Annotated in this window: 14 protein-coding genes and 1 riboswitch; of the genes, 7 read left to right on the top strand and 7 right to left on the bottom strand. The window is 40.4% G+C overall.

Going from position 1 to position 23,133, the window contains the following annotated elements:
- The first annotated feature begins 58 nt into the window (after window positions 1-58).
- The 5 genes from A7A69_RS15250 to A7A69_RS15230 all read left to right on the top strand — a co-directional run bounded on the left by A7A69_RS15250 (window position 59) and on the right by A7A69_RS15230 (window position 6,618).
- Window positions 59-2,287, top strand: a complete 2,229-nt coding sequence (locus A7A69_RS15250) for a primosomal protein N' (RefSeq protein WP_152878445.1) — start codon at window positions 59-61, stop codon at window positions 2,285-2,287.
- A gap of 91 nt (window positions 2,288-2,378) precedes the next feature.
- Window positions 2,379-4,232 carry a monovalent cation:proton antiporter-2 (CPA2) family protein gene (locus A7A69_RS15245; RefSeq protein ID WP_120370714.1) on the top strand — a complete coding sequence of 618 codons (1,854 nt, stop codon included), beginning with the start codon at window positions 2,379-2,381 and terminating at the stop codon, window positions 4,230-4,232.
- Window positions 4,233-4,282: 50 nt separating this feature from the next.
- Window positions 4,283-5,158: an Hsp33 family molecular chaperone HslO gene (gene hslO / locus A7A69_RS15240; RefSeq protein ID WP_152878443.1), complete on the top strand. Its 876-nt coding sequence runs from the start codon at window positions 4,283-4,285 to the stop codon at window positions 5,156-5,158.
- 171 nt (window positions 5,159-5,329) lie between these two features.
- Entirely contained in the window at window positions 5,330-6,277 is a 948-nt protein-coding gene (locus tag A7A69_RS15235; protein ID WP_152878440.1) for a DnaJ C-terminal domain-containing protein, read from the top strand.
- 11 nt (window positions 6,278-6,288) lie between these two features.
- On the top strand, window positions 6,289-6,618 hold the full coding sequence (locus A7A69_RS15230) for a chaperone modulator CbpM (protein ID WP_120370711.1): 330 nt from the start codon (window positions 6,289-6,291) through the stop codon (window positions 6,616-6,618).
- A 49-nt stretch (window positions 6,619-6,667) separates the two neighbouring features.
- Here the strand turns inward: A7A69_RS15230 and crcB are convergent, their stop codons facing one another.
- Together crcB and A7A69_RS15220 are read right to left on the bottom strand one after the other, a co-directional pair.
- Window positions 6,668-7,048: a fluoride efflux transporter CrcB gene (gene crcB / locus A7A69_RS15225; RefSeq protein ID WP_120370710.1), complete on the bottom strand. Its 381-nt coding sequence runs from the start codon at window positions 7,046-7,048 to the stop codon at window positions 6,668-6,670.
- Window positions 7,049-7,117: 69 nt separating this feature from the next.
- Window positions 7,118-7,185: riboswitch (Fluoride riboswitch) on the bottom strand.
- A 61-nt stretch (window positions 7,186-7,246) separates the two neighbouring features.
- Window positions 7,247-8,470 carry a magnesium transporter CorA family protein gene (locus tag A7A69_RS15220; protein WP_120370709.1) on the bottom strand — a complete coding sequence of 408 codons (1,224 nt, stop codon included), beginning with the start codon at window positions 8,468-8,470 and terminating at the stop codon, window positions 7,247-7,249.
- Between the two features lie 343 nt (window positions 8,471-8,813).
- On the opposite strand from A7A69_RS15220, the gene A7A69_RS15215 reads away from it, so the two are divergent.
- Window positions 8,814-9,026: an HP1242/YdcH family protein gene (locus A7A69_RS15215; RefSeq protein WP_152878438.1), complete on the top strand. Its 213-nt coding sequence runs from the start codon at window positions 8,814-8,816 to the stop codon at window positions 9,024-9,026.
- An 82-nt stretch (window positions 9,027-9,108) separates the two neighbouring features.
- Here the strand turns inward: A7A69_RS15215 and pnp are convergent, their stop codons facing one another.
- Both pnp and rpsO read right to left on the bottom strand, forming a co-directional pair.
- Window positions 9,109-11,196, bottom strand: coding sequence for a polyribonucleotide nucleotidyltransferase (pnp, locus tag A7A69_RS15210; protein WP_171406791.1), 2,088 nt, complete (start codon window positions 11,194-11,196; stop codon window positions 9,109-9,111).
- 283 nt (window positions 11,197-11,479) lie between these two features.
- Window positions 11,480-11,749: a 30S ribosomal protein S15 gene (gene rpsO / locus A7A69_RS15205; RefSeq protein ID WP_004991585.1), complete on the bottom strand. Its 270-nt coding sequence runs from the start codon at window positions 11,747-11,749 to the stop codon at window positions 11,480-11,482.
- Window positions 11,750-12,021: 272 nt separating this feature from the next.
- Between rpsO and A7A69_RS15200 the strand changes: the two genes are divergently transcribed.
- The gene (locus tag A7A69_RS15200; RefSeq protein WP_187349241.1) at window positions 12,022-13,329 is read left to right on the top strand and encodes a serine hydrolase; all 1,308 of its coding nucleotides are present in this window, start codon (window positions 12,022-12,024) and stop codon (window positions 13,327-13,329) included.
- Window positions 13,330-13,896: 567 nt separating this feature from the next.
- Here A7A69_RS15200 and recD read toward each other — a convergent pair.
- From recD to A7A69_RS15185, 3 genes are all read right to left on the bottom strand, one after another.
- Window positions 13,897-15,657 carry an exodeoxyribonuclease V subunit alpha gene (recD, locus tag A7A69_RS15195; protein ID WP_187349240.1) on the bottom strand — a complete coding sequence of 587 codons (1,761 nt, stop codon included), beginning with the start codon at window positions 15,655-15,657 and terminating at the stop codon, window positions 13,897-13,899.
- A 102-nt stretch (window positions 15,658-15,759) separates the two neighbouring features.
- Window positions 15,760-19,467, bottom strand: coding sequence for a UvrD-helicase domain-containing protein (locus A7A69_RS15190; RefSeq protein ID WP_152878436.1), 3,708 nt, complete (start codon window positions 19,465-19,467; stop codon window positions 15,760-15,762).
- A 6-nt stretch (window positions 19,468-19,473) separates the two neighbouring features.
- Window positions 19,474-23,106 carry an exodeoxyribonuclease V subunit gamma gene (locus tag A7A69_RS15185; protein WP_152878434.1) on the bottom strand — a complete coding sequence of 1,211 codons (3,633 nt, stop codon included), beginning with the start codon at window positions 23,104-23,106 and terminating at the stop codon, window positions 19,474-19,476.
- Window positions 23,107-23,133 lie beyond the last annotated feature (27 nt).

The following is a 23,133-nucleotide window of genomic DNA, read 5'->3' as shown; positions in this document are numbered from 1 at the left end:
AGCACAGCGCCTATCATCCGAAAATGAATCGGCTTAAAAATAGTGACGAAACAGATTTATGCCAAATATGCCGCCACATCAAACAGAGATTTACCGTATTCGGGTTGCTGTGCCCGTCTATCTGTATGAGACTTTTGACTACAGCTTAACTCAGGCTCAATATCAACAAGCTCAAGTCGGCACACGTGTGGTGATTCCTTTTGGTCGGCAAAAACTGGTTGGTATTATTACCGAAAAAATCACACCAGATACTCCAATTGATTCGCGTTTTCAACTCAAAACTATTTTTGAACTTCTCGATGACAATGCGATTTTAGATGATAAAGTTTTAACTTTATTGACATGGTCAGCGCAATATTACCAATTTCCAATCGGTGAGGTCTTTCAAGCCGCTTTGCCTGCATTATTAAGACAAGGTAAACCACTGGATATATTGGCACATATCTGGAAAATTAAGCCTTGTGAAGATGCGACATCTAAACTCAAACGCTCGCAAAAACAATTTGAAGCCTATCAAATTTTAAAACTGCACCCCTCAGGTACGACCGAAAATATTTTAAATTTAAGTGGCGTAGAAACAGCAACTCTACGAGCGTTGGCAAAAAAAGATTTAGTAGAATGTCATCTAGAAGCGCAAGACTTTAGCCCAATCCCTGTTCAACTGGCACAGATGCCTTTAAAACCCAATGAAGATCAGAAAAATGCAATTGAGCAAGTTGTGCATTCGCTTCATCACTATCAGGCATTTTTACTGGATGGCTTAACAGGTAGCGGTAAAACCGAAGTGTATTTACATATCATGCATGAGGTGTTGAAACGAGGGCAACAAGTATTGGTTTTAGTTCCCGAAATAGGACTGACACCCCAAACCATTTCCCGTTTTAAATCGCGTTTTCATTGTGATGTTGCGCTCATGCATTCAGGCTTAAACGACTCGAAACGCCTGCAAGCATGGCAACAAGCCAAAATGGGCAAAGCTTCGATTATTTTAGGCACGCGCTCTGCAATTTATACGCCTTTGCATAATCTTGGTTTAATCATTCTGGATGAGGAACATGATATTTCCTATAAACAGCAGGAAGGTTTTCGTTACCATGCAAGGGATGTAGCGCTGTATCGAGGGCATCTGGAAAATTGTCCTGTTATTTTAGGTTCAGCCACACCAAGTATTGACAGTTACCATCTGGTCGAACAGGAAAAATTAAAACGACTACAATTAAATCAACGTGCTGGTCTGGCGCTCATGCCGAAAATGCATGTGATCGATTTAAAAGTTGCGAAGAAAAAACATGGATTAAGTCAGCAACTAATCGACCAAATACAGAAAACCCTCGATAAAAAAGAACAGGTCTTAATTTTTCTAAATCGACGTGGTTATGCACCTGTTTTGGTCTGTGAAAGCTGTGGTTGGCAAGCCAATTGTCCACATTGCGATGCACATTTTACCTTGCACACTCAGCCTTATTCTTATCTGCACTGTCACCACTGCGGTACGATTCAACGCTTACCTGATCAATGTCCAGAATGTCAGCATCAGACCTTAAAAACTCTGGGCATGGGAACAGGCAAGGTTGAAGAACATCTGAATGAGTTATTTCCAGATCATGATGTCATTCGGGTCGACCGTGACAGTACCAGTCGGGTGGGAAGCTGGCAAAAAATTTATGATCGGATTCAGCAAAATCAACCTGTCATCTTGCTGGGGACACAGATGCTAGCCAAAGGGCATCATTTTCCTTACGTGACACTGGTTGCAATTTTAGATGTCGATGCAGGATTACTGTCTGTTGATATTCGTGCGCCAGAACGTACTGCGCAATTGATTGTACAAGTCTCGGGTCGTGCTGGACGTGGGGAACATAAGGGAGAAGTGTATTTACAGACGTTAAGACCCGATCACCCTATGCTGACCACGTTAATAGAGAAAGATTATCGTGCTGTCGCCAAACATATGCTCCATGAGCGTAAAGCAGCTCTCTTTCCGCCTTATCGTTATGCTGTATTAATACGCTCAGAGTCCAGAAGTCGCGAATATAGTCAGCAGTTTTTGGCAGAGATTGCAGCACAATTACAAGCACTTGCACAGGAAAGCATCGAGATTTGGGGACCCATTCCCGCCCCAATGGAGCGTAAAGCTGGACGTTTTCGCGCGCATATGGTGATTTTGTCTCAGGATCGTGCACGTATGCATTTCTTTTTACGACAATGGTGGGCGCAAGTGGTTCATTTACCCAAACAGCATCAATTACGTTTATCCATTGATGTTGACCCACAGGAATTTAACTAAAACGCTTAATATCTTAAATCCCTAATCTTTAAAATGATGTTTATACTGGTGAGACAAAAGAAACCAGTCTCTAAACGATTCAGGGTAATTCATGTCGTTATTACTACAAATCACCATTTTTTTAGGTGCAGCGTTACTGTTGGTGCCATTGGGTAAACGCTTTGGGATTGCCACAGTTTTAGGGTATCTCTTTACAGGGATTTTACTCGGGCCGAGTGTTTTAAATATCGCCAGTGATGCCCAATCGATTATGCATCTGGCCGAATTTGGCGTGATTTTACTGATGTTTATTATCGGTCTAGAATTACGTCCCCAACGTTTATGGGAAATGCGGCATTCCATTTTTGTTATGGGTAGTATGCAGGTTGTGATCACAGGCGTGGTCTTAATGGCTATTATTCTGCTGCTGTTTAAACAAAATCTGGCAAGTAGCTTTGTTATTGGCTTCGCTTTGGCTCTTTCATCAACTGCCTTTATCTTGCAGTTGCTCAACGAAAAACAACAGCTTAATACAACCTATGGTCAATCTTCTTTTTCTATTCTGTTATTTCAGGATATTGCAGCAATCCCACTTTTAGCCCTCATTCCACTTTTGGCTGGCACACAGACCACACATCATGGGATTGCTTATTTCGCTGCAATTATTGCAACTTTTACGGGTTTATTTCTGTTTAGCCGTTATATTTTGCGTTATTTTTTCCGCTTCGTCGCGCGTAGCGGTGCAAATGAACTGATTACCGCAGTGGGCTTGTTTATCGTAATGGCCGTTGTTTTGTTGATGGATTTATTAGGAATTAGTACCACGCTAGGCGCATTTTTAACAGGCGTATTATTGGCTGATTCTGAGTTTCGTCATGAACTTGAAGCCAGCATTGCACCGTTTAAAGGTTTATTGCTTGGTTTATTTTTCATGACCGTTGGCATGACCACTCAGATTTCACTTTTTGTCGATATGCCGTGGCTCATTGTCGGCGGTGCGATCAGTTTAATGCTGATAAAACTACTGATTTTAACGGGTATTGCGCGATTTAATCATTATAGCTGGAAAAACAGCTTACTGATGGGAACATGTCTGGCACAAGGTGGTGAGTTTGCGTTTGTGATATTTAGTGCAGCTAAAAGTGAAAAAGTCCTCACTCAGGCATTGGTTGAACCATTAACATTGATTGTCACTTTATCCATGATGCTGACCCCTGTTTTATATTGGCTCATGACTTCAAAAATTGTTCCTGTTCTGTTTAAGGATAAAGCGCAAGAATATGATGATATTCCTGCCCATGATCATCCAATTATCATTGCAGGGTTTGGTCGTTTTGGTCAAATTATCGCCCGCATTGCACGTTTACATCACTTTAGCTTTACCGCAATTGATAACAATATGCAGCGTATTGATTTCGTACGTCGCTATGGCGGAATACTATATTATGGTGATGTCACACAGCCAGAAATCTTACGTGCTGCAGGTATTGAAAAAGCCAAAATTTTTGTTCTCGCAATCGATGATGTAGAAGATAATATGAATGTCGCTCGACACATTCGCCTGAACTACCCAGAACTCAAACTATTCGTCCGCGCTCGTGACCGACATCATGTCCATTTGCTACGCGATTTAGGCATCGAATATATCTGGCGTGAAACCTATTTATCATCACTGGGTATGGCTTATAGAGTGTTATGCGATTTAGGCGTTTCTGCACAGCAAGCCTATGAAAATATTGAAACTTTCCGCGATTACGATGAAAAACTGTTAGCGAAACAGCAAAGCATCTATACGGATGAACAAAAAATCGTAGAAACTCACCGCAATATGCTTGCTGAACTTGAGCATCTCTTTGAAAGCGATGAAAGAAATCAACCTGTAAGTTCAGGTGTCAATTTACAACGTGGCTTAGAAAACCATACACAAAATCATCGTATTGATGTTACACGGGATGATCATGATTGACTTGTGTTTTACAATAAAGACACCATTAAGACAGGGTTATGGAGAAAAATATGTCTGATCTACGCCAACGCTTTTATATTGAGGACTGCCCTGTTCGTGGAGAAGTCGTTCATCTTGAAGAAGCCCTGCAAACCATTCTGGCGCAACGTAATTATATGCCTGCAGTAAAAGCACTATTAGGGGAAATGCTCTGTGCTACTGCATTATTGGCCAGTACCTTAAAAATTAAAGGGCGTATTAGCTTACAAATACAGGCTTCGGGGACTTTTAAATGGGCAATGGCTGAATGTAACCATTTAGGTGAAGTTCGCGCTTTAGCCGATTATGAACAAGACCCACATTTTCAGGAAGGCACGGATAGCCGTGTGGTATTAAGCAGCCTACAAAATCCTGTATTGTTCATTAATATTGAACCAGAATTTGGAGAACGTTATCAAGGCATCGTGCCATTAGACCAACCGACACTTGCGGGTTGTTTAATGCAATATTATGACTTATCAGCACAAATTCCGACCCATATTGTACTCGCTACCACGCCTAAACGCGCAGGTGGTTTATTGATTCAATTGCTTCCGCGTAATAATGAAGAAGAACAACAACTCATTGATGAAGACATTTGGCCACGTCTCGCCATGTTAACTGAAACACTCAAAACTGATGAGTTAACTGAACTTTCAGCCAATGAGATTTTGTATCGTCTTTATAATGAAGAACAAGTCCGTTTGCCAGAAGTTGAACATCTCAAATTTGGCTGTACTTGCTCCAAAGAGCGTTGTGCCGAAGCCCTGATTCAGATTGGTGTAGACTCTGTACGCGAAACACTCGCTGAACAAAATCCGATCCGTATGGACTGTCAATTCTGTAATACTCAATATCGCTTCACTGCCGAAGAAGCACTGGCTTTATTTGGTGAGCATTTAAGCTAAAAGACATCTAATTTAATGCCAATAAAAGCCTTCAGAGTCCCGAGATTCTGAAGGCTTTTTGCTGTGTTTCATTTTCTAAAAATCAACATATTGTTATGCTTTGTTGCTTGTAATTGCTCAGTTTGTCACCATAATTAAAAAGAAATAAAACCCAATTTTAAAAGAGCTTTTATGGCAAAAAACTATTATGAAGAACTTGGGGTTTCACGTAGCGCAACTCCAGATGAAATCAAAAAAAGCTATCGTAAACTTGCACGAAAATATCATCCTGATGTCAGTAAAGAGTCGGACTCAGAAGCAAAAATGCAAGTCATTAATGTCGCCTACGACACGCTAAGCAATCCTGAAAAAAAAGCTGAATATGATCAAATGCTCGATCATCCACAAGGCTTTTCAGGATTTGGACAAAGTGGTGGTCAGGGTGCAGCCAGTGGCTTTGATGGTGCACAATTTTACCGTCAAGGTAATGCGTCTGACTTTCAGGGCTTTGAAGACTTATTTGGTCGCTTTGGCTCAGGTTTTGGTGGTGGTGATTACCAATATCAGCGTCAAAAACGGAGTCAGCGTGGCGAAGACCAACATGCCAGTATCGAAGTAGATGTCGAGATTGCTTATCATGGTTCGACTCAACAGATTACGCTTCAGATTCCAACGGTCAATGCCTATGGTGAACCTGAGGTACAGCGTAAAACCTTACAGGTAAAAATTCCTAAAGGCATGAAAGAAGGTCAACAAATTCGCTTAACTGGACAAGGCCAAAGCGGAATTAATGGCGGTGAAAATGGCGATCTTTATATTGAAATTCAGTATATAGACACAGACCGTATTCGTGTCGAAGGTGCTGATGTTTATGCAACGGTCGATGTTACACCATGGGAAGCTGCGCTCGGGCAAAACATTCAGGTCAATACGCCTGCGGGCAAACTCGGTGTTAATTTACCTAAAAATGCGAAAACGGGTCAACAACTTCGTTTGAAAGATAAAGGGATTCCGACTAAAACAGCAGGAAATCTTTATCTGGTGCTTAATATTGTGCTACCGCAAGCGACCACCGAAGAACAACTGCAAGCCTATGAAAGCTTTGCTCAAGCCTTTTCATCCTTTACACCGCGTTCATAAGGAGCTGAATAATGCCAACCATACATTATCGTGAAATCGTGTATAACGGATCGAATGAAGCGGAAATCATTGATGAACAATGCACCTTTGATTTGAATCATTTTGCTCAGGTCTGCGGTCAAAGCCCAGAATGGATTTTACAACTGATTGAGTATGATATTTTGTCTGCCACCGTTCAGTCTCAGCAGTATCATTTTTTGGGGAAAGATGTCATTCGTGCCAGACGAGCTTATCGTTTGCAACGTGATTTTGATGCCAGTCTTTCTGCGGTGGCTGTCATGCTAGATTTGATTGATGAAGTTCACCAATTGCGTCGCCAACTTCGCCCAAATCAATCTTAATTATTGCCTATTCGTGATCATGTAACTGATCACGAATTTTATTTTCATGTTAATGTTGGGCAATCCATTGATAGGATAATAATCCTAAAATGGTGCAGATGAGTGAACCCAATAAATGAATACAAATTAGAAAAATCGCAACTGAAATTTTTTGCTGCTGTAATAGGCCCACGACTTCTGCCGAAAATGTTGAAAATGTGGTGAGCGCGCCACAAAAACCAGTAATGATAAATAATTTATAGTTTGAACTTAAATGACTATTTGCAAAAAAAGCAATTGCAAATCCAATAACAAAGCCACCGATCAAATTCGCCAACAATGTCCCTAATGGGACATTCTCAAAAGTTGTATTAAATTTTAATCCTAAAAACCAGCGTGACCATGCACCTAATATAGAACCCAACGCGATAGAAAGAAGCGAATAATACATAATAACCTTATGCTCCAAAATTATTTTTATCGAACAGAGCACGTACACCTACGCTCCCCTGTCAAATAAAGGGACGTAGGCATCATTAGCCAATATTGGCGGTTTGTATCAGGAAGAATGCCATCTCCTGTGGCTCTAGTCTAGCTGACTCAAATTTAAATGTGAAGCCAACAATGGACTCATCAATCCTCTGCTGTTTTACTTAAATTTGGTCATTTTTTCAACTTCTTTAAGGGTTTGTTTCAGTGGTTCGTACTCAAGAAACCAAAATAAATTAACATTATGCTGACGCTTTTGCTGGGCGAGCAGTTCAATCACACTTTTTTCACCACGACCCACCAGATGTTGCCGATAAAAATAGTAAAGCAACAGCAACGTACACAATAACATCACGGCCAGCATCATCCAGAAACCAAGTGGAGATTTTAGACCCGGAATAAACTCAAAATTCATCCCATACACGCCAGTCAACAACGTCAATGGCGCAAAAACAGCAGTAATAATTGCAAGAATACGCATGTTTTCGTTGGTTTGATTGGCAATCGCGTTGAAATGCAAATCAATTGCAGATTGAATCGCCATGCGTAAACGTGAAGTATGCTTCTGAGTGCGTTCCAAATGGCTGACCAGATCGTTCATACGCACCAGTAACAGATCGGGGGACTCTGTTGCATGCTCACCCATCAGATGGTGATAATTTTCGACCAGTTCATCGCGTAATTCCTGCAAGGTTTCAATCTGTTCTTCACACAAATTTTCAACCTGCTGAAATGCCATATTTTCCTGAAATAATTGTGGCCACTGGTTAAAACGCTTTCGTCCTTGTAATAGTTCTCGTTGCCAATGTTCCACACGACGGGTCAAGGGTGTACGTAATTCAAGATAACCATCAATAATGGTATTGAGCAATCTCAAGCTCAAATCAATCGGACTTTGGGGCAACTTTCTGGGTTTATTTTGTTCTTCAATATTTCGCTGTAATATATTCTGAAAGCGTTGCACATAGTTATCAATCGCTTTGTTGCCTTGTTCTCTGATACTCACCAAAATATGCTGACTTACGATAAAGCTGATTGGTGTTGTCGCCAACCCAAAAATACTTTCGTGCTGTTCGCCTGTACCATTATTATTTTCGATATGATCATCTGGGGTAATTATTTTTCTGAAAATCAAAACGTCATAATCTTCCATGGTGTCAAAATCACACGGATGATCAATATTTAAAATATCCCGAATATGAAATTCATTAATGGTGAGCCCTGTTATAGCTTTAATTTTTTTCTGCCAGTCTTCGGCATGATTCACTACATCTTCACGGACACAATCTACCCATTGAAAGATCAATGAATGATCACTTCGAGCTTCATGACTTAAAAAAATATATTGTTCTGTAGTGTGCCGATAAAAATAATAGATCTGCATAACAACGTCTCTTAATTTCTGTTGTTATTTTTAGCATAAATAGCTAGATAAAAGCTTAACTGACCAGCAATTTCATCATTTGGCTTAAAACAACATTCAACTTCCCCAATCAAAAGTGGCGGCAGTAGATCAAGCATATTTCTATAACTTAATAACGGTATTTTACTTACAGAGATCACACGGTATTAACTTAATTTAACTGCCATATTTTAGCATAAAGGCATATTATCTTTAAGGATTAAATCTGTATGGCTCGCCTATGTTTTTTGAGATCATTTTTAGTCAGTTTTAAGCATACTCAAATGAGAGAAATAAACTTAAACATGAAATAAAAGGTGAATCTATGTTTCCAGAATACCGCGCTCTAATTAGCCAACTCAAACAAGATGATGCTCATTTTTCTAAAATTTTTGAAGAACACAATGTGCTAGATCATGAAATTATTCGTTTAGAACAAAATCCTGTGACCAGTGGACTCACCGAAATTGAGGACTTAAAACGTCAGAAATTAAAACTCAAAGATGAGCTGTATAAAATGCTCAAACAAGCAGAGTAATAATTTCAGGCTTGAATTTTCATCGCTACAATAAAAAAATCCGCCGAAGCGGATTTTTTTATACTATTTTAAACAGTCTTATTTAAGCCTGTTCAATGTCTTTCATCGTCAATTTAATACGACCACGATTGTCAACATCGGCAACTTGGACTTTGATTTCCTGACCTTCTTTGAGCACATCAGTTACGTTAGCAACACGCTCATTTGAAATTTGAGAAATGTGAAGCAAACCATCTGTACCCGGCATAATGTTTACAAACGCACCGAATTCAACAATACGAATTACTTTACCATCATAGATCTTACCTGGTTCAACTTCAGCTGTAAGCGCTTGAATCTTCGCAATCGCAGCACGTGCAGCAGCTTTAGATTCACCAAATACACGCACTGTACCATTGTCTTCGATATCAATCGCTGCTTTGGTTTCTTCAGTGATTTGACGAATTGTTGCACCACCTTTACCAATTACATCACGGATCTTATCTGGATTAATCGTGATCACTTCAAATGTTGGTGCAAACATTGAAATTTCTGGACGAGCACGAGAAATCACTTTATTCATTTCATTCAGGATATGCATACGACCCGCATATGCCTGATTCAATGCAACTTCCATAATTTCTTCGGTAATACCTTCAATCTTGATGTCCATTTGAAGTGCAGTAATACCGTTTGCAGAACCTGCCACTTTAAAGTCCATATCACCTAAATGATCTTCATCACCCAAGATGTCTGAAAGAACAGCGAAACGCTCACCTTCTTTCACTAGACCCATCGCGATACCCGCAACTGGTGCTTTTAATGGTACACCTGCATCCATAAGTGATAATGAAGCACCACATACAGAAGCCATTGAAGATGAACCATTTGATTCAGTAATATCAGATACGATACGAATCACGTACGGGAAGCGGTCAGCAGCAGGAAGAACTGCTTGAACACCACGACGAGCCAAACGACCATGACCAATCTCACGGCGTTTCGGGCCAGATTCACGACCTGTTTCACCCACAGAATATGCAGGGAAATTATAATGCAACATAAAGTTGTCAGTTTTAGTTCCTGCAAGGGTATCAACCATCAATGCATCACGTGTATTACCCAAAGTTGTTGTCACTAACGCTTGAGTTTCACCACGTGTAAATAATGCAGAACCGTGCGCACGACCTAACACACCAACCTGAACGTCGATACCACGAACTGTTTTGGTATCACGACCATCAATACGTGGCTTACCAGACAAGATGTTGTCGCGTACAGTACGGTATTTAAGATCTTCAAAAAGTTCGTTTACTTCATCAGCAATACCAGTTTCGTCATTTTCAGGAACGAATTGTGCAACGGCTTCTGCATAAAGTGCATCAAGCGCTGTGTAACGGTCTTGCTTGACCGCAATGGTATATGCTTCAGAAATTTTCGCTTCAAAAGCTGTTTTTAATTGCTCAAGCAAAGTTTCATTTTTAGTTGGTGCAACCCAAGTTGACTCAACCGCGCCCGCAGCAGCAGCAAACTCTTTAATCGCCTGAATTGCGATTTGCATTTCATCATGACCAAACAGAACTGCACCGAGCATCTGATCTTCTGAAAGCTCTTTAGCTTCAGATTCAACCATCAACACCGCAGATTCAGTACCTGCCACGACAAGATCAAGATCAGACTGTGCCAATTGCTCATGATTTGGGTTTAAAACGTATTCACCATTGATAAGACCAACACGCGCACCACCAATTGGACCACGGAACGGCGTACCTGCAATTGACAATGCAGCAGACGTACCCAACATTGCAGCAATATCAGCATCCATAGTTTTATCAGAAGATACAACAGTTGCAGTCACCTGAATTTCGTTGAAGTAACCTTCTGGGAACAATGGGCGAATTGGACGGTCAATCAAACGAGAAATCAAAGTTTCTGCTTCAGATGCACGTCCTTCACGCTTACCATAACCACCTGGAATACGACCAGCAGCATATTGTTTTTCTTGATAGTTTACAGTCAATGGGAAAAAGTCTTGACCTGCTTTCGCTTTAGGTTGAGCAACTACTGCAACAAGTACCGTTACACCACCCATGGTGATTAATACGGTATTTGCTTGACGTGCCACACGACCTGTTTCTAAAACAACTTGATGCTGACCGAATTGAAATTCTTTACGAACGATATTAAACATTGACATGTATTATATTTTCCTGGTTCTTTTTGAACAGTTATTCTAGTGGAGACCCCTAAGGTTTGGCATTCAAACCATTGCGATCAGATGATTACAAACAATGGTCAATGACAAAGCTTAGAAGCCGACCTCACTAGAGAATAAACACAAAGAAGGAGCGAACAATCGCCCCTTCTAAAGTCATTTAGTGACACACACTAAATGATACTTTCTTTTCAGTACTATTTTATTAACGCTTAGACACAACGTCATATAAATACCGAAAATCAAGCCTGAAATCGAATTAACGACGTAAACCTAGTTCGTTAATTAGACTTACATAACGACCATGGTCTTTACCATTTAAGTAGTCAAGTAATTTACGACGTTGGTTAACCATACGGATAAGACCGCGACGGCTATGATGGTCGTGTTTGTGTTCTTTAAAGTGACCTTGCAAATCATTGATTTGTGCAGTCAATAAAGCAACTTGTACTTCTGGTGAACCAGTGTCGTTTTCAGCACGAGCAAATTTAGCGATGATCTCTGCGCGATCTGTGTTAGTTAAAGCCATTCGATTTCTCCGAGATGCTTAAAATAAAATAGATTGATACTGATCAATAAATTTAAGGTAAAACCCAAACCTACTGACTGCCGTGCATCACTACAGCAGTGACATATTTTAAAGGATTCAGGTCGAATTGACAATTCTTAAATCATGCAGCTTATCCGCTTGGCAATATTTCATTGCATAATACGCATGCATACTGGTCATTTAAGACACTGACATTTACATAACAGCTCTGCACACTAGCCTGATATAAAAAGAAAAGAAATGGATTTGCTGTGAAATTACTATCAACCAATACTTGTTTTGTCCCTCACAATCTTATTTCAGTGATGCGTAGTCAGGATGAAGTCAACCCAGAACAAGGGGGCATGACCGAGCAACAACTACAAAAAATATGGAAAAGTGTAGAAGGGGCTTATAAAACTGGAAATTATCCATTTATCGGCTTTTGTTTACGTCGTCATGGAAAAGTTTTACTTAATCGCAGTTTGGGATATGCATCAGGAAATTCGACGCAAGGTTTGAGTACAACGGCAAAAATCGGCTCGCCAGACACCCCTGTTTGTTTATTTTCTGCCTCTAAAATGATAACTGCCATGCTCATCCATATGCTTGATGAACAAGGCGAAATTAATTTACTCGACCCAATTAGTTATTATATTCCTGAATATGCTGTACATGGTAAACGCCGCACCACGATATTTCATTTGCTTTCTCATCGTGGTGGTATTCCCAAAATCGAAGGTGAAGTAACACCTGGATTACTGTTCGATAAAGATGAAATTTTAAAACGATTATATGCAGCAAAACCCATCTCTGTATCGGGTTCACGTCTGGCATATCATGCGGTTACAGCAGGCTATATTTTAGGTGAGTTGATTGAGCGCGTTACAGGTCAGGATCTACGTCATTTTCTACATGAAACCATCGAAAAACCTATGAATATGACGTATTTCAATTATGGTTTAAAACCAGAATATCGGGAACAAGTTGCCTTAAATTATCCAACGGGTTTACATCCTCGTCTGGGAACAGATCATTACCTCAATCATGTGCTTGGCGGCGGTTTACAATTGGCCGTTGATGTAACCAACGACACTCGTTTTATGGATAGTATTTGCCCCGCAGGCAATATTTATACTAGCGCCGAACAGGCAGGTCGCTTTTTTGAAATGTTGTTGAGTGGGGGTCAATACAACGGTAAACAGATTATGAGCCCCCGCACGGTATTTCGTGCCACTATACCGACGTCTGTAACCAGTCTGGATCGTACCCTACTCGCACCAATGCGTTACGCACTAGGTCCAATGCTTGGCAGCAACCCGATTGGATTGTTTGGCCCGCAAACAGGACAAGCCTTTGGTCATATCGGATTTTCCAATATTTTATGTTGGGCCGACCCTGAACGAGACATTAGCGTATCATTTTTAACTACAGGTAAATCGGTGATTGGCACACATTTGCCAGCATTGGGGAATGTACTTTATCAAATTTCAACACAATGCCCGCGAATTCCAAAACAATCACGTCGTTCACTTTTTGGTTCAGATCAGACTGAACATGAATGGGTACAAACCATATAGATAAAAAGAAGCCCAAGCATAACTTGGGCTCTTTTGCGCTGTATTTTTATTTTGCATCGTTATTGTTTTATTTTATTGTTGTATAGGGTTAACTACCCCTTGTGCTACCATTATGAATGTACTTTAAACATTCATAATGACTTCTTACCCTTGCCATTCTGCCACAACTAATTATGTAGAAAAGTAGTATTTTTCGTATCGATATGTAAGTCAAAACTTACATGGTTTCATTCTATTGATATTCCACTATTTATTTGATTTAACCCATTATCTTTTTTACTGTTCTTTCAAATTTTAATTGATAAAAATAAAAAAGGAGCAATAAAAAAGCCCTGTAGTCTCTCCCAAAACTACAAGGCTTAGCGGCTGTAAATTTCCTCGCTTATCACTTACTTCACTGTAAGTTCGCTGTTTTTCAACTTTATGGTTATTGTTTTGCGATTTTCTCAGCATTCCTTGCTGAGCTTTTTGTGCAAAACTATGATCTCAAAAAAAGCTCATATGCTCTATCAGCAAATTTCTCGAATCTTTGTAAGCATTTTCGTACAGACCTGTCTATAGAATAGGTCAACTTAACAATAAGAATTTTTTATTAATTTTTCTAATTAGTCCACTTTTCCTTGTTGTCTTGACAGTCAAGGCTTTCACCCACGCCTGACGATCTATCAATAAACTAACTGCTTTTTTGGCGCGGGTAATCGCGGTATAAATCAGTTCTTGACTCAGCAATTTTTCTGCTGAATGATCAAAGACCACCATAGTATGTGCAAATTCTGAACCTTGTGATTTATGGATGGTTAAAGCAAAAGCTGTCTGAATATTTTTAGGCAAGCGATGTGCTGCAATCCATTGATTCAAACTTGGAAAATAGACTTCGAACTGTTCAGGCTCTGTACGGTGTCGAAAACACAATCCAATATCCCCATTAGAAATACCAAGTTGGTAATCGTTATAAGTCATCATTACTGGACGACCAATATACCAGCCGCCGACAGGTAAAACGTATAAATGCTGTGTTAACCATTGTTCAACATAGCGATTTATTTGTTCCAGACCAAAATCACCAAAGCGAATTGCCACCAAAATTCGATACTGATCGAATGCTTGCATCACAGCATCTATATTGTCCTGAGCATAACCCGACTGCTGATAAGCTTTAAGCTGCGTTAAAAATGGAATATAGCCTGCCACTACCCGCTCATAATAAGGCATCAAATCGAAGATTTGATCAGGTAAATATTCAATCTGTACCACATCGCTCATGGAGGATGTCAGCTCAATTTTTTGTAAAGTTGTAGGAGTAGCAATCTGTTGTTCGAATTGTTGTAAAACCTGTTCAGCCGATTGCCCAATATCGACAGATTGAATAAAACTAGCTAGTTGTCCAATCTTGGCATCTGCTCCAAAACGACGGCTAGTGGTCAAATTCACCTGATGTTGGGCGAGTTTAGGCACTTGCTGTAAATCGGCCAATACTGACCCCACATCAACCGAAGCTAACTGTTTGGCATCGCCTAATAAAATCACTCGACAATCTTGTGGAATCGCTTCAAATAATAAAGTTGCCAAATTTAAATCAAGCATCGAAGCTTCATCAATCACGATCACATCATAAGGCAAAGGTTGTTTAGTATGAAAACGTGGAATCTGCCGATGACCCAGACCAAGTAATCGATGCAAGGTTTGAGTTTTTTGCTGTTTTAAAGTTTCAGTGATCAGACCAGAAGCCAATAAATTTTCATCATTAAATGAAGCTTGTAGAGCTTCCTGCATGCGCTGTGCTGCCTTGCCTGTGGGCGCTGCCATTGCAATACGAATATCTGGAATAGCCTGATTTAATACCGCTATGATTCGCGCAAGTGTATAAGTTTTACCCGTTCCAGGCCCACCTGTAATAATATTCAAAGCTTGACTGGCGACCATCGCCAAAGCAGCTTTTTGGTGAATATCTTGCAATAAGTCCCGATAAGCATCAATCGAAATCGCCTGAATATTTTGTGTGCTTAAGCGTGTAATTTGGCTCGCCAAACGTTGTTCCAATGACCAATAACGATATAAGGCCAACAATTCACCATCATAAATCATAGGCGCAATCTGGGTTTTCGCCTGCTGTTCTTCAAGAATAAAACCGTCTGTTTCGGGAAGTGCTGTTGAAGAAATCACCAAACCGCTATCACCCTGCAAACTTACATCAATTAATGCTTGCAACAACACTGCAATTTCGGCAGAATTGCGCTCCCTGAGATTGAATGGCGCTTGAGCTAAATACTCACTCCAGTCTTTCAGCCATGTCATTTCTGCATTTTCAGCACCTGTTTGCTTTTCCACACAGTTATCCTCAAGCTTTTCCACAAGCTTATTAACATATTTATCCACAAATCAACTATTTGATTATAATAACATTACAGCAATTATCCGCATTTTTCATAGTTATTTATCCTCAGTACTCTGATCAAAATTAAAGTAACCTAAAATTGCATCCAAACGTAAAATAAACTCAGTGTCAGGTTGCCAATAATAATAACCCTGTCCTGCTGTTCCATTCATACCACGCAAATACAAATACGTTGCGCCACCCAAATGCTGCTCGATCTGATAATGTTGCAATTTCACTTTTAAATAACGATGTAAAGCCACCAAATACAGTGCAGCCTGTAACCAATAACTTGATTGACGCATATTCTGCTGAATCGCATCTGTCTGATAATCATTCAAGTCCTTACCCAGATAATTGCTTTTATAATCGGCAATATGAAACCTTGAACCATCGAAATACATCAAATCAATTGAACCATTTAAGTAGCGCGCGGCATGAGCATCCAGAAAATCAGGCATTTCAATCTGGTACTCTATAAATAATTGCTGAATGCGACGCATCGCCAGTACACGATCAGATAAAGCCAGATAAAAAGGACATTCCGATAAGAACTGCCCCGCCTGTAATTGTTGCAGTTGAAAATTTTGATGTAATGGTGTGGTTAATACTTGCCTTAACCAATCTGCTAACCACCCATAAAGTCGGCTTTCATCCTGTTTCTGTTCAGGAAAATCCTGTTGATAAGTCGAATAAAGCTGATCCCATAAAGTACCATAATCATTTTTAAAACGCCGCCGAATCTCAGTGATCCATTCACTTTGATCCTGAAAATCAACATGTTCAAAAATCTCATGCAGGAAATTCCCTGCAAGTGTGCCTTTGGGGAAATTTTGCTGAATCCAATCAATCGGCTGTGTTGTCGTGGATGTTTCAAAAATTAAGAGATCTTGTTCATCTTCGGCTTGTTCTAATCTTTGATCCTGTGCAGACAACACATCGCTGACCATTTGATGAGGTTTTAAATGTTGTGCCAGATAACTAAAACTGGTTTTACCACGTGCATAAAAACGCTGTGTAGGTAAAGGCTGTGCATAAAGTGTCAGTTTCGGTTCACTTACTGTTGATTTGAATCTTGGTGGGCATTGTGTAAGTTCAAGCTCATCAGTAGCATAGTGATGTTGAAAAGTACCCGTCTGATCTTTCCAAAATGCCAATGCATCCTGTGTTTTTTGTTGCTGATCCTGCATCATGGCATAAACCCGATGGCTGGCACGGGTGAGTGCGACATACCACAATCGATTTTGTTCAGCCTTGCTACGTTGATCATTTTGTTCCAACGCTTCGGGGCTTAAACGTTCTTTATCTTTAATCGCGATGACCCGTTGCGTGGTCACTTGTCCATTTTCAGGATGGGTAACTTCTACAGTCGAAAAATTTAATGCGTTATTTTGATCTTTAAAGGGTTTATCTGCTCTCAATAAAAATACAATCTTAAACTCTAAGCCTTTGGATTGGTGAATGGTCATCAGTTGAATGCCTGCATCACTGGAAAGTTTGCGTTCCATTTCCCAATCACGTTGGCTCGGTGCTTGGAGCTGCTTTAAATACCAATGATATAGATTTTGCGCACCCTGATAATGCTCACTGTGCTGACTTAAAATTTCACCCAAGTGACGCAAATTCACCACATCGCGTTCATTATCTTTACTGTGCTGTGCCACCAGATTTTGCCAAACCTTAAATTGGCTCATACACGCTTGCCATGCAGTTAAAAAGCCCTGTTGCAACCAAAGTTCACGTAAATGATCAAATGTTGCAATATAGCCACTTAAACCTTCCGCAGTCTGCTCCAGTTCCATCAATTGTTTAAGATTAAATCCAATAAGGCGGCTTAATACAGCACGTTTAATTTTTGCTTCGTCATAAGGATGTAAAACAGCGGTAAGTAAGGCAGCTACATCCTGCGCTATCGGATGATCAAATACACTGCGCCGTGAAGGGCGATTGACCCGAATACCCAGATACTCCAAAGCAGACTGTACTGCATCGAGTGCCACATGGTTTTTGGAAAGTACCGCAATGTCATCTTCAATGACATGCTGAGATTGTTCTGCCTGTAAATACAATTCCCCTGCCTGCGACTGATTGAGCAATGCACGAATTTTCCATGCAACCTGCTCAGCCTCTTTAGATTTATCACTCAGCATAAACCAGCGTAAAGGTGCAACATTGGGCTGACCTTGATCGATCAAGGCAGGATGTGCGCGTGAACCAGCCTGAATCGGGTCATAAATAACCTGTTCACCAAAATCAGGTTGCTGTTGAAATAGATGATCAACAACTTCCACTAACTCCTTGACCGAACGATGATTAAAATTGAGCTTATATTCTCGACCTTGCTTGGCTTTAATATCTTGGTATGCATTTAAAAAAGTCAGCATATCGCCACCACGAAAGCCATAAATTGCCTGTTTACGGTCACCAACCATAATCATGCAGCCTTTTTGGTAACGCTGTGGATGCCGCCAAATACTAGCTAGCATATCGTCCTGATCCTGATTGGTATCCTGAAACTCATCAACCAAAATCAAGGGATAGCGGGCTTGAACAAAAATCGCAAACCGTTGTCCTTGCTCGCCTTGCAACGCATCTGCAAGGGTGCGAATTTGTTGTGAAAATGTGGTTTCACCTTTTTGTTGTAGTAATTGTGGTAGGCGCTGTTTAACTTCAAGACATAAATGCGCTTTCAATTGTTGGCTTAGGCGTTGTAAATCTTTCTCAATTCCTAAACGAATCTCGGTCATTGTTTTTAATATTTGAATAAGTGGATGATTAAAAAAATCATCCTGAATGTGTTGTTCACATTTATTAAAAAACTTTTTCCGAGTTTCTTTATCTTCAGTTAAAAATAAGGTTTCGATTGGATAAAATAACGCACGATTGAAGTAAACATTTTTCCCTTTCAAATGAATAGCATCGACAAGTTTCGGCAAAGCTTCAACCAGTGCATGATTTAATTTAACTCCCATCGCTTTTTGAATATTTTTATAATACTTGCCATCAAATAAATAATATTCATGCAATTGTCCAACCAGAGCCTGCTCTTTCAATAGTTCATCTAAAGCCTGTTCAAAGCGATGAAAATTAATTTCTGGTTTTGAAATGGACTGAAAATGCGCAGAGCCAAAATTCAGCGAATTTTCTACAACATCGACAAAAGCATCAACACTTTTTAAAGTGCCCATATGATACAAACCATCGATCAGTTGTTGTGGTTGTGCCTGAATCCACTCACGCAATACATCATGAATCAACTGCCGAGTATAGCGTTTGGCATCATCCGTGATTTGTGCGCGTTCGATCTTGCCGCTTTCAAATGCAAATTCGCGTAATAGTTTTTGACTAAAGCTATCCAATGTACCGACAAAGAGTTCATCCAACTGATCCAGCACCAGTTTTAAGCGTTCGCAGGCATAACCAATCCGTGTCGCAAAGGTACGCAACACATGCTGCATCAAAGGATCAGATTGCTGTGTTGCTTGCAATAAAATTTCTGATTCAGTCAGACCACGATAGGCTTGTAAATCACGATACATGTCTTGCAAACGCAGTCGTATTCGAGTTTTCAACTCTGCTGCCGCAGCACGGGTAAATGTGGTCGCAATCACCTGATTGGGCAAATATTTTTCTAGAAAAATGCGTACCATTAAACTAGAAAGGGTAAAAGTTTTACCTGTACCTGCCGAAGCTTCAATTAAATGTAAACCAGAAAATTCAATATCGGTAATCGGATGATAAGACACAGATGAGTTGGATGACATCAGAGCTTACTCCATACGCACATAGTGAAAAATTGGGGCATATAAGGCATAGGAAAATTCTGTCAACGCGACATTTAATAAAGCCTGTGCATCTTGTTCCTGCAAAATAAATGACCAGTCCTGATGCGACTTGTTGCTTTCATCCTGAGTCACATCGAAAGCACTAAAAGCGCCTGTTTTATTCCATTCTTTTAAAATACTTTCGCGATCTTTTTCAGCAAGCAATAAGTCTGCCCCTTGTTCTTCCCAATGATACTGTTTACCTTTTTCAAGAGGCTGTAATAATAGTGCCGCAGGGAGTACTAAAGGTTGCTGCACAGCATATTGCCATGCCAGCAACCATGCATTCAGATATTCATGTGCCTGAACCGATGAAAGCCCTTCACAAATGACCGTTTGATCACCAAATACTACGATACGGCGCTTGTCTTGTGCATGTTCACCCTGATTCAGATAAGCAAGCCAAATAAGATATTCTAACCATACTTTGGCGATCCTTTTGGCCCGCGCACTTGATGCTTGCACACTGATCCAATCCTGTACATCCTCAGTAGGGATTTGAATGTTCATGTGCAACTGTGATGATAAGCGCCATGTCCGATAAGTGGTGGATGTCTCCTGCATCGCATAGTGTTGCAAACGTTCTTGTAATCGTTCCTGCTCAAATAAACTCTGTTGCCATGCACTGTGTTTAATTTTACTGACAGGTAATTGGTCTAACAGTAAATCAGCAGGTGCATCCTCTGGATGTTGATGTAAAAAATGACGAATAGCATATTTACCTAAGCCATCTAGAAACAGAGGTTCATCCTGATCAAGTCGTGCCTGTTGACTCAGATTTTCGATACCCAATGTTTTCAGGTACAAACGTGCCGGAAAAGTAATATCTGCGATCCATTGCTGACTATCAAGCAAGACCAAATCCTGTGATTGTTGCTGATAATCCATATTTACCCACGGCTGACGTTGCCCTTGTCGCTGCTGAATATTTTGGGCAACTTGATACCATTGATCCTGATAACGCTGTAATGGGGGCTGCTGAATAAACCCTGTAAGGTCAAAAGGTTGCAAGCTATGAATTCGATAAAGAGGAATAAGTTGAGGCGGAACCCCTAACTGCTTAAACTGCTCAAATTGAGGTTGATCAACCTCAGACTTAACAATATAAGCCAGATGGGCTGTTAATTCTTGAACAATACTTGAAGGCTCTCGCACTTCGCCATCATTCACATCAAAGCCATTATAAAATAGCCACAGATTATCTTGCGCCAACAACACCGCATCCAGAAATGCCCCTTGGTCATCTTCCAAACGTGAACGATCGCCAAGTTGTGGTCGCAGCACATCCATCAAATCAAACGGAGTATGATTGTCACGATTTGGAAATTGCCCTTGATCCAGATTGAGTAACACCACTAACCGATAAGGCAAGGGTCGAATCTGACCGATTTGGCTAAAGGTAATCTGACCTGTAGGTTCTGCTTGAGCAGTTTGATTTTCTAAAGTGCGCTGAATTTCTTCAAGCAAATAGGGCAATGGCAAAGAAATCTGACGTAAATGCTGAGTTTCTGCCTCTCCATAGAAACTGGCCAGAGTCACCATACGTTCTTGTTTTTTGATTGCGTCTCGTGCAGGTTTTAAAGCCGTTACGCCTACTTGCTCAAATTCGCTGACATCTGTCATTAAACGTTTTAACCAGATTTCAACAGCCAGTTGTTCGCCCTGTTCATGTGCTACTAACCAATCACGACGCTGGTCAAAATCTCGATAAATCTGAATCAGTTTGCCAATGAGTTCAAAATCATCAGGTTGTACCTGTGCATAACTTAAAGTTCCCTGAAACAACACATGATCTGGAATCGCAATTCCTAAAGCCAGTCGATCCAGTGCAAATTTAAAACTGTAGCGATAATCATCATCGCCACCGACTAAACTTTGTTGTAAGTGAACCGTATCAAAACCACGCTTAAAACCCGATGCAGCCAACAACTTGAGTAAACGTGACACTTGAGTGTCATCTAGTCCATAGCAGAGCTGAGTTGCATTTAGGCTGAGCCAATCTGCAAATTCATCATAATTAAAACGGCTTTGCAGTAGTTGAATACGTCCTAATACTGAACGCCATGCATTCAGTACATCCAATTGTGCTACCCCTGCAATTTTTACAGGCAAAAACACACCTTCATCACTTGGTGTTGCTGGGAAAACACTACGAATCTGTGGTTCTAGTGCTTTAAGATTTGGAGTGAGAACGAGGATATCACTAGGACGGCGCGGATGATCTAAGGTTCCCTGTGCTAACCAATATATCAGTTGATCACGTAAGACTTCTAGCTGTCTTAAACCTGAGTGGCAGACATGAATCTGTATAGATTCGTCCGTTAGCTTAAATGAATACTGCCCTGCTTTAGGCTCGACCAAATGCAAAATATCGGACTGGACATGCCCCAATAACGTATCAGGAAAGCTATCGACAAAAGCATCTACCCAATGCCCTTCTTCACCTGTCGATAAATTTGAAAGTAGCGAAAAATGATCCCGTGCTTGCTTACCTAAACGCGTCAATAAAGGATGACGTGATTCACGAGCTTCAGCATTGAAATGCAAAGTGAATTGTTGGAAAAACTCAGCGATCTCAATATCATTTGCCTTAGGGTTTTTGGCAATAAAACGCTCTTTTACCCCAACATCATAACGCTGTTTCCAAAGTGGATCGACGCTATCGGCCCAGTATTCCTGTGAAGGGTTATAATGAAAAATATAAATCTCAAGATATTGTCCCAAGCGACGCAAAAACTGAAGTTGATTAGGTGGTAAATCCAATAAAGTAAATAATGCCACCTGCTGAGGTAAACGCTTTAACGCCTGCGCACGTGTCTCCTCAGTATCAAGCTGCTGCCAAAACAGCTCATCAATTTTCTCTATTTCTAAAAAATCCTGATGGAAATGCTCTTTCCATAACCAACGTTGCCAAGCTTCTAAGTCTTGCGCTTGTTGTAATTGAAATGCTGAAACGCTTTGATCCTGATTCATCATCAACTTTTCAATATCGAGTGCATGATCATTGCCCCACGCACTTAGCCAATTGGTTGAGCAGGTACATTTTCCAACACAGTTTTTTTGACAATGTCCCCGATACAACATGTAATTGCTAAATAATTGCGAGACTTGTTCAGCAATCCAATACAACATGCTTTGTTTTTTGAGTTGCTTCTCAATACCGTGATTCAGTCGATCTGCGCTGTCATAAATTCGGGCAATGATCGAATGCAATGGATGTTCGATCGTCACTTGCATCTGGTCAGATTGAATATAAGAATGCAAGGCCTGATAAATTCGCCATTTTAAAATCAGGCGGGGAATATTGGCTTTACGTACCTGATCCTTATGTTCACTTAATACTTGTTGATAGGCATACCACTGAAATCCACGAATACGTTGATGAAACTGATAATTGGCATGAATTCCCTGTAGTTCCGAGAGCTTTTCAGTCAACCATTGCTGCACGGCGGCATTGGGAACAATAAAATGTTGAGTGGCCAGTACCTGAAAAGGTTGTTCATAGCTATATTGCGAAGTTTGCGCAAGCCCTTGCAATAATACATCGATACGTTGACTTTGAATGACATGTATTGCCATGTATTCCTTACCTTACTAAGCTATGCT

Origin of the sequence: Acinetobacter guerrae, from assembly GCF_009372255.1 — a bacterium.
GTDB classification, from domain to species: Bacteria; Pseudomonadota; Gammaproteobacteria; order Pseudomonadales; family Moraxellaceae; genus Acinetobacter; species Acinetobacter guerrae.
Note: the sequence above shows the minus strand (reverse complement) of the source record. Positions and strands in the feature narration are given on the sequence as shown.

Bases quoted from the DNA above. Each gene is read 5' to 3' on its own strand.
- A7A69_RS15250 (WP_152878445.1), top strand. From the start codon at position 59: ATGCCAAATATGCCGCCACATCAAACAGAGATTTACCGTATTCGGGTT.
- A7A69_RS15245 (WP_120370714.1), top strand. From the start codon at position 2,379: ATGTCGTTATTACTACAAATCACCATTTTTTTAGGTGCAGCGTTACTG.
- hslO (WP_152878443.1), top strand. From the start codon at position 4,283: ATGTCTGATCTACGCCAACGCTTTTATATTGAGGACTGCCCTGTTCGT.
- A7A69_RS15235 (WP_152878440.1), top strand. From the start codon at position 5,330: ATGGCAAAAAACTATTATGAAGAACTTGGGGTTTCACGTAGCGCAACT.
- A7A69_RS15230 (WP_120370711.1), top strand. From the start codon at position 6,289: ATGCCAACCATACATTATCGTGAAATCGTGTATAACGGATCGAATGAA.
- crcB (WP_120370710.1), bottom strand. From the start codon at position 7,048: ATGTATTATTCGCTTCTTTCTATCGCGTTGGGTTCTATATTAGGTGCA.
- A7A69_RS15220 (WP_120370709.1), bottom strand. From the start codon at position 8,470: ATGCAGATCTATTATTTTTATCGGCACACTACAGAACAATATATTTTT.
- A7A69_RS15215 (WP_152878438.1), top strand. From the start codon at position 8,814: ATGTTTCCAGAATACCGCGCTCTAATTAGCCAACTCAAACAAGATGAT.
- pnp (WP_171406791.1), bottom strand. From the start codon at position 11,196: ATGTTTAATATCGTTCGTAAAGAATTTCAATTCGGTCAGCATCAAGTT.
- rpsO (WP_004991585.1), bottom strand. From the start codon at position 11,749: ATGGCTTTAACTAACACAGATCGCGCAGAGATCATCGCTAAATTTGCT.
- A7A69_RS15190 (WP_152878436.1), bottom strand. From the start codon at position 19,467: ATGTCATCCAACTCATCTGTGTCTTATCATCCGATTACCGATATTGAA.
- A7A69_RS15185 (WP_152878434.1), bottom strand. From the start codon at position 23,106: ATGGCAATACATGTCATTCAAAGTCAACGTATCGATGTATTATTGCAA.